The sequence below is a fragment of the Nocardioides albidus genome (assembly GCF_006335005.1).
Taxonomy (GTDB): Bacteria; Actinomycetota; Actinomycetes; order Propionibacteriales; family Nocardioidaceae; genus Nocardioides; species Nocardioides albidus.
On the sequence record NZ_VDMP01000027.1, the window covers coordinates 40,732 to 47,618 of the forward strand.

General features: G+C 73.6%; 4 protein-coding genes and 1 pseudogene. 4 read left to right on the plus strand and 1 reads right to left on the minus strand.

The window, feature by feature from the left end; genetic code table 11:
- Positions 1-27 precede the first annotated feature (27 nt).
- Positions 28-3,900, minus strand: a pseudogene (gene eccCa, locus FHP29_RS18605) (type VII secretion protein EccCa); the annotation flags it as partial.
- A gap of 441 nt (positions 3,901-4,341) precedes the next feature.
- Between eccCa and FHP29_RS18610 the strand changes: the two are divergent.
- The 4 genes from FHP29_RS18610 to FHP29_RS22925 all read left to right on the plus strand — a co-directional run.
- On the plus strand, positions 4,342-5,739 hold the full coding sequence (locus tag FHP29_RS18610; RefSeq protein ID WP_139624385.1) for a hypothetical protein: 1,398 nt from the start codon (positions 4,342-4,344) through the stop codon (positions 5,737-5,739).
- Between the two features lie 132 nt (positions 5,740-5,871).
- The gene (locus FHP29_RS18615; protein ID WP_139624386.1) at positions 5,872-6,186 is read left to right on the plus strand and encodes a WXG100 family type VII secretion target; all 315 of its coding nucleotides are present in this window, start codon (positions 5,872-5,874) and stop codon (positions 6,184-6,186) included.
- 43 nt (positions 6,187-6,229) lie between these two features.
- A complete protein-coding gene (locus FHP29_RS18620) occupies positions 6,230-6,538 on the plus strand; it encodes a WXG100 family type VII secretion target (RefSeq protein WP_139624387.1) in 309 nt (102 codons plus the stop codon).
- 121 nt (positions 6,539-6,659) lie between these two features.
- Positions 6,660-6,887: EsaB/YukD family protein (locus tag FHP29_RS22925; RefSeq protein ID WP_240044596.1), on the plus strand; the 228-nt coding region annotated here is incomplete at its 3' end.

A 6,887-nucleotide genomic window follows, 5' to 3' on the forward strand; every position in this document is an offset into this window, starting at 1 on the left:
CGACGGGTCGGTCCAGGCGAGCTGGACGACCTCGGAGCCGCGGTCGCGGGTGAGCATCTTGCCGCGGCCCGGCTGCGCCGGTCCGGGCCTGAGGTTGCCGATGAGGGCCCCCTCGTCGCGGCTGCCGGCGAGCAGGATGCCGGGCATGGCCAGGTCGCGCATCGACTGGATGACCGGCTCGTAGAGCGCCCGCGACGCGCCGCCGGAGCGGCGCGCGACGGCGATGTGGAGGCCGACGTCGCGGGCCTGGGCCATCAGCGGCTGCAGGAGCGCGACCGGCGAGCTCTGCTGGGTCGCGACGAGGTCGTAGTCGTCGACCACGACGAACACCTCGGCGCCCTTCCACCACGACCGGTTGCGCAACTGGTCCGGCGTGACGTCCGGGCCGGGGATCCGGTTCTGGAGGTACGTCGCGAGGTCGTTGAGCGCGGGCTGGGCCTGGGTCGCGGACGTGAGGTAGTTGAGGAGGTAGTCCTCCGGCACCTCGCCCAGCAGCGAGCGGCGGTAGTCGACGAGCAGGATCTGCGCCTCGGCAGGGGTCCGGGTGCGCATGATCTCCTGGCAGTAGGTGCGCAGCAGGTTGGTCTTGCCGGACTTGCCGTCACCGAAGAGCAGCAGGTGCGGATCGGCATCGACGTCGAGCGGGACCGGCGCGAGCTCCTTCTCGTTGACGCCCAGCAGCAGCTGGCGCTGGGGCGGGGTCCCGGCCTGGGCGCGCACCTCGTCGAGGGTGATCCGGTCGGGCAGCAGCCGGAGCTTGGGGCCCGCGGGTCCGCGCCACGCCGCGGTGACGGCGGCGATCATCGCCTCCACGCCGTCGCCGAGCGTCTCCGCCGCGCCCTCGCCGTCGACGCGGGGGAGCGCGCCGAGGAAGTGCAGCTTGCCCGGCACGATGCCGCGCCCGGGCCGGTTGCCCGGCACCAGCGCCGCGATCTTGCGGTCGATCTCGGAGTCGATCGGGTCGCCGAGGCGCAGCTCGAGCCGGGTGCCGAGCAGGTCGCGCATCGCCGCGCGGAAGTCGGGCCACCGGGTCGACGCGGTCACGATGTGCAGGCCGAAGGTGAGACCGCGTCCGGCGAGCTGCTGGATCTCCAGCTCCAGGTCGTCGAAGTCGGAGCGGAGCGTGCCCCAGCCGTCGATGACGAGGAAGACGTCGCCGTACCCGTCGTCGGCCCGCCCCTGTCCGCGGCGCGTGCGGTAGGTCTCGATCGAGTCGATGCCCTGGCTGCGGAAGTAGCGCTCGCGCCGGTCGATGATGACCTTGACCTCGGCCACGATCCGGCGCACGACCTCGGGCTCGGACCGGGTGCCGACGCCCGCGACGTGCGGCAGGGACACCAGCGGCGCGAAGGTGCCGCCTCCGAAGTCGAGGACGTAGAACTGCGACTCCAGCGGGGTCGTGGTCAGCGCCAGGCTGGTCACGATCGTGCGCAACAGGGTGCTCTTGCCGCTGCGGGGGCCGCCGACCACGGCGACGTGACCGGCCGCGCCGCTCAGGCTGATGGTGAGGGTGTCGCGCCGCTGCTCGCGGGGGCGGTCCACCGTGCCGAGCGGAACGGTCATGCCGCCGATGCCGCGCCACTGCAGCGACACGAGACCGAGCTCGGGATGGGGGGCCAGGTCGGCCATGAGCTGGTCGAGGGTGTCGGGACGGTCCAGGGGCGGGAGCCACACCTGGTGGGCGGCCGGGCCACGGCCCTCCATCCGCGCGACCGCGACGTCGAGCAGCGAGGCGCTGCCCTCGTGCACGGGGGGTGCGGGCGTCTCCGCCGCCTCCTGCTCGGGCTCGTCGAAGGTCTGCACCTCGGAGATCGTGAACGGCAGGATGCCGCGCACCTTGCCGCCGCTGTCGCGCACGACGCGGCGCCGGCCGGTCTCCGGCGGCCCGGAGACGTACGCCGCCTTGAACCGGGTCATCGTCGTCGGGTCGGGCTTGAGGTAGCCCAGACCGGGCACCGCCGGCAGCTCGTAGGCGTCGGGGACGCCGAGCACGGCGCGCGACTCCTGCGCGCTGAAGGTGCGCAGTCCGACCCGGTACGACAGGTGCGACTCGAGCCCCCGCAGCCGGCCCTCCTCGAGGCGCTGCGAGGCGAGCAGCAGGTGCAGGCCGAGCGAGCGGCCGAGGCGGCCGATGGCGACGAAGAGGTCGATGAACTCCGGCTTGGCCGAGAGCATCTCGGAGAACTCGTCCACGACGAGGAACAGCGAGGGGAGCGGCTCCAGGGCGGCGCCGGCCGGGTCGCCCGACGTACGCGCCTTCTCGTAGTCGCGGATCGAGGCGAAGTTGCCGGCCTCGCGCAGCAGCTCCTGGCGGCGCACCATCTCGCCGGACAGGGCGTCCTGCATGCGGTCCACGAGGGTGAGCTCCTGGGCCAGGTTGGTGATGACCGCGGACACGTGCGGCATCTCGGACATGCCGGCGAAGGTCGCGCCACCCTTGAAGTCGACGAGCACCATGTTGAGCTGCTCGGGGGAGTGGGTCATCGCCAGGCCGAGGACCAGGGTGCGCAGGAACTCCGACTTGCCGGATCCGGTCGCGCCGATCACCAGGCCGTGCGGGCCCATGCCCTGCTGGGCGGACTCCTTGATGTCGAGATGGACCGGACCGGCGCCGTCGCCGACGCCGATCGGGACCCGCAGCCGGTCGCGGGCGGGCCGGGGCCGCCACGCCGCGCCGGGATCGAAGGCGTGGACGTCGCCGAGACCGAGGAGGTCCATGAAGTTCGTGGGCGCGGCGAGGTCGGCGGACTCCTCGCCCACCGCAGCGCCGGCGGACGGCGTGAACAGCGGCGTCAGCCGACGGGCCACGGCCTCGGCCGTCGCCGCGCCGCACTGGTCGCCCTTCGCGCGGACCGGCTCGGTACGCAGGCGGACGGCGACGATCGGGACCGTCTCGGGCGCCCGGCCCGGCGTCGTACGCCCCATCCCCTCGATCTCGAGGCGCAGGGCCGTCGGACTGTCGAGCTCGCCCCACCGGGCCGGAAGGTCGATCACGGTCACGCCGTGCAGCCCGTCGGAGGGGACCAGGTGGTTGCCCGGCGGGAGCTCCCCGCCGTCGGTCACCAAGATGATGTGGGGGATCGCGGGCCGCTCGTCGGCTCCGAAGCGCGGCCGGTCGGTGAGGTCCGGCGGCAGCATCGCGGCCAGGTCGCTGAGCGAGGTGGTCACCATCCGGGACGGGCCGACCGCGTCGGTCTGGTGCTGGCTGTGGGCGTGCGGAAGCCACTTCACCCAGTCCCAGTGGGCCAGGGTCGCGTCGGAGGCGAGGACCCCGATCTGGAGGTTCTCCGGCGACTGGAAGGTCGCCGCCGAGCAGAGCAGGGCACGCGCCAGCGCGCGGGCCTCCTCCTCGTCGCCGCAGACCTCGATCCGGTCGAAGGAGCGCAGGTCGATCGAGGCGGGCAGGTCCGGCTGCAGGCGGTGGACGACGAGCAGCCGGTGCAGCGCGGACGCCGAGGCGGGGTCGACCTCGTCGATCGGGGCGCTCTCGGGCGGGAGGAGCTCGAGGGCCAGGGGCTGGGCGCACACGCCGTAGCGCACCTGCAGGAAGGCCGGGTCGCTCGACGCCCGCTCCCACACCCGGGTGCGGTCCTCGGCGAGGGAGGGCAGCGCCGCGGGGGCGGGGTGCATCCAGGTCAGCGCGCGTCGCTGCTGGTCGGCCGCGTCGCGCGCGACCTTGCGGACGGTGGCGAGATAGCGGAGGTACTCGGTGCGCGAGCCGGTGACCTGCTGCTGGCGCTGCTTCCGCTGCCGGTCGATCTGCACGACGATGAAGCCGAGGGTGGCGAAGAGGAACATGCCCGCCGCGATGAAGCGCAGCGCCTGGTTGCCGCCGGCGCCGCCGAGACCCGCGACGAGCACGATCGAGCCGAGGCTCCCGAGCATCGGGATGGCGTTCATCGCCACGCCGGCGGCGCCCTCGTTGGGCTGCAGCTGGGGCGGCGGCTGGAGCTGGAGCTGGCCGCTGGGCAGCTCGGGCCGCTCCCCGCGGCTGCCCCGCTGGGTCAGGCTGCCCGGGGCGCTCGCGGGCGGAGCCGCGCGCCGGCCCGGAGGCCGACCGGCCGACCCCGGACCCCCTGAGAGGTCCGGCACGCCCCGATGCGTGCCGGCTCCACCGCCCGGAGTGATGCCCACCGTCACGCTCCCGCCCCCTGTCGTCGATGCCCGGTCATGCGACTCCCCGATGATAGGGAGCGGGCCGGTTCGGCCCCGATCAGCCTAAGCGGAGGCTCGGTCGGCTCGGCACGCACGGGATGAAGGACTACCCTGCGAGCCGGGCCGTGAACCTCGGTCCGGCCACGACCCACCCACGACCCACCAGTCATCTCGGGAGGCACCACGGTGAAGGGGACGTCCCGCAGCCCGGCCCCGGGCACGGTCACCGCGGTCACCGTGCACGGCCCGCGCGGCGTGCTCGACCTGACCGTTCCGGTCGCCGCGACGCTCGAGGACGTCTCGCGGGCCTATTCCGCCGAGGCCGGGCTCTCCGTCCTCCTGCCGCTGGTCTCGCGCTCGGGGGAGCCCCTCCAGCTCGACGCCGTCGTCGGCGACCTCGGTCTGGTCGCAGGCTCGGTGGTCGTCGCGGTCGACCCGTCCGCGCGCCCGGCGCCGCCGCGCAGCAGGCTCCGCTCCGGAGAGGGGGGCGACGGCGCCCTCGTCGCCGGCGCAGCCTCCGCCGCCTGGTTCGCGCTGGCCGTCGCCGTGGCCGTGATCGCCGCCTGGTGCGCCGCGCAGCTCCCCGCCGCGGACCGATGGCCGGTGGTCGGCGTCCTCCTCGCCGCCGCCCTCGTCGGCTGCCTCCCGATCGGCGTGCTCCGCTCCCAGCGGGTCCTCGCCGCCCCGGCGTTCGCTGCGGCCGCCGGCTTCGCGATCGCGTGGGACCCGCTGCCCGAGCGCCTCCCGACGGTGTGCGGCGTCGCCGCCCTGTGCGCCGCCGTCGCCGCCGGCGTGGGCCGCGCCCTCGCCGATCCCGACAGCGAGGCCGCCGACGGGCTGCGGGTCTGGGTGGTGGTCGGCACGGGCTGGTTCGTCGTCGCCGGCCTGGGCGCGCTGACCGGCGTCGCGATCCAGGCGGTGTGGGCCGTCCTGTTCCTGGCCGCCGTGCTGGCCGCCCGCTTCGTGCCCGAGCTCGTCGTCGACGTACCCGACCAGTATCTCCTCGATCTCGAGCGTCTCGCCGTGACCGCATGGTCGGCGCGTGAGCGGCCCAAGGGCCGGCGCGGGCGCATCGTCGTGCCCGAGCATGCGGTGCAGGCCGTTGCCGACCGTGCGGCGCGCGCGGTGACCGCGGCCGCCGTGGCCGTCCTCGCCGTCGTGGCCGTCTCGGCGCCCTTGCTGCTCGCCACCGCCGACCTTCCCCTCGACCGCACCGGAGCCCGCTGTCTCGTCGGGTTCGGCGGCGCGACCCTCCTCTTCGCCGCCCGCAGCTACCGCCACCGCGCGGCGAGCCGCATGCTCCGACTGGCCGGCGTGCTCGCGCTCGCCCTCGTCGCGGCGGTGCTGCTCGGTCTCGCCCCCGGTGTCCAGGACCCCGTGGCGGCGCCGGGTGTGGTGGCCGCGATCGCCGTGGCGGTGGCCGCGGTCCTCGTGCTCACGTCGGTCTTCGTCGGCCGCGGGTGGCGCTCGGCGTGGTGGTCGCGGCGCGCGGAGATCGGTGAGGCGGTGTGCGGCGCGTTCACCGTCGGCTCCCTCGTCGTCGCCGTCGGCTTCTTCCGCTACCTGTGGGAAGTCACGGGCTGATGTTTAGCCCCTCGGCGACCGGGGGTAGCAACTGACGCGTCGGCTCTTTGGCAGGTGCTCGGGGAGCCAGATCGAAATCCGAATCGCAGGGGCGGGTCACCCGCCCGCCAACCAGCAACCAAGGAGCAAGACATGGCAACGGAGTTCGGACATGGAGAAGGCGCCCTCAAGAAGGTCGCCGATCTCGTGGCCCAGACCAAGCAGGACCTCGTGAAGAAGTCGGGCGAGATGGAGGGCGAGCTCGAGCAGCTGCGGACCGCGTGGGTCGGCGGCGGCGGCACCGCCTTCGCCAGCGTCAAGAACGCCTGGATCGAGAAGCACAAGGTCGTCACCGCTGCACTCGACAAGTTCGAGGCCTCGCTCATCGAGACCGAGTCGGACAACACCAACACCGACAGCACGGTCGGCGGCGACCTGGCCAGCTTCCTCAGCAAGCTCGACGCCTAGTCCACGCCCCACCCCTCACCCACGACTTTTCCAGGAGAGAACGATGTCCGACCCCAACGGCCTCGACGGCCTTCGCGTCAACCACCCCAAGCTCGAGGCGGCTGCTGCCGCGATGTACCAGACCGCCAAGGACATGAACGCCCGCCTCGACCAGCTCGAGAGCGACGCCCGCCAGTACATCCAGACCTGGGCTCCCGACAGCGACCAGCGCCTCTCCTACGACCAGGCCAAGCAGGCCTGGGACTGGGCGATGAAGGAGCTCCTCGACCTCCTGGACGGCGTCTCGAAGACGACCTACCAGTCCAACGAGGACTACATCAACGCCGACAAGCGCGGCGCGGGCCGGTTCTGATCCTGAGCCGATCGCACGCTGGTACGGAGGGACCGACCCCGGTGGTCGGTCCCTCCGTTGCTGTCTCCGACAGAGCAGCCTTCTAGGATCAGGCACCACGCTCTCGGGAAGGGTTGAGCAGATGACACAAGCGCCGCGCACCAGCGCAGCCGTCGCGTCCGGGCTGGTCCGGGTGACCGTCACGTCCGGGACCCGGCGTGTCGACCTCGTCCTCCCCGGCGCTGTGCCCGTCGCCGAGCTGCTGCCGGAGCTGGCCCGCAGCGTCGGGCTGCTCGACCCGGCCACCGTCCACGGCGGCTACCGGGTCGGCACCTCCGAGGGCCGTCGCCTCGCCCTCGACGCCGGCCTG

Coding starts and splice junctions, on each gene's coding strand:
- FHP29_RS18615 (WP_139624386.1), top strand. CDS start 5,872: ATGGCAACGGAGTTCGGACATGGAGAAGGCGCCCTCAAGAAGGTCGCC.
- FHP29_RS18620 (WP_139624387.1), top strand. CDS start 6,230: ATGTCCGACCCCAACGGCCTCGACGGCCTTCGCGTCAACCACCCCAAG.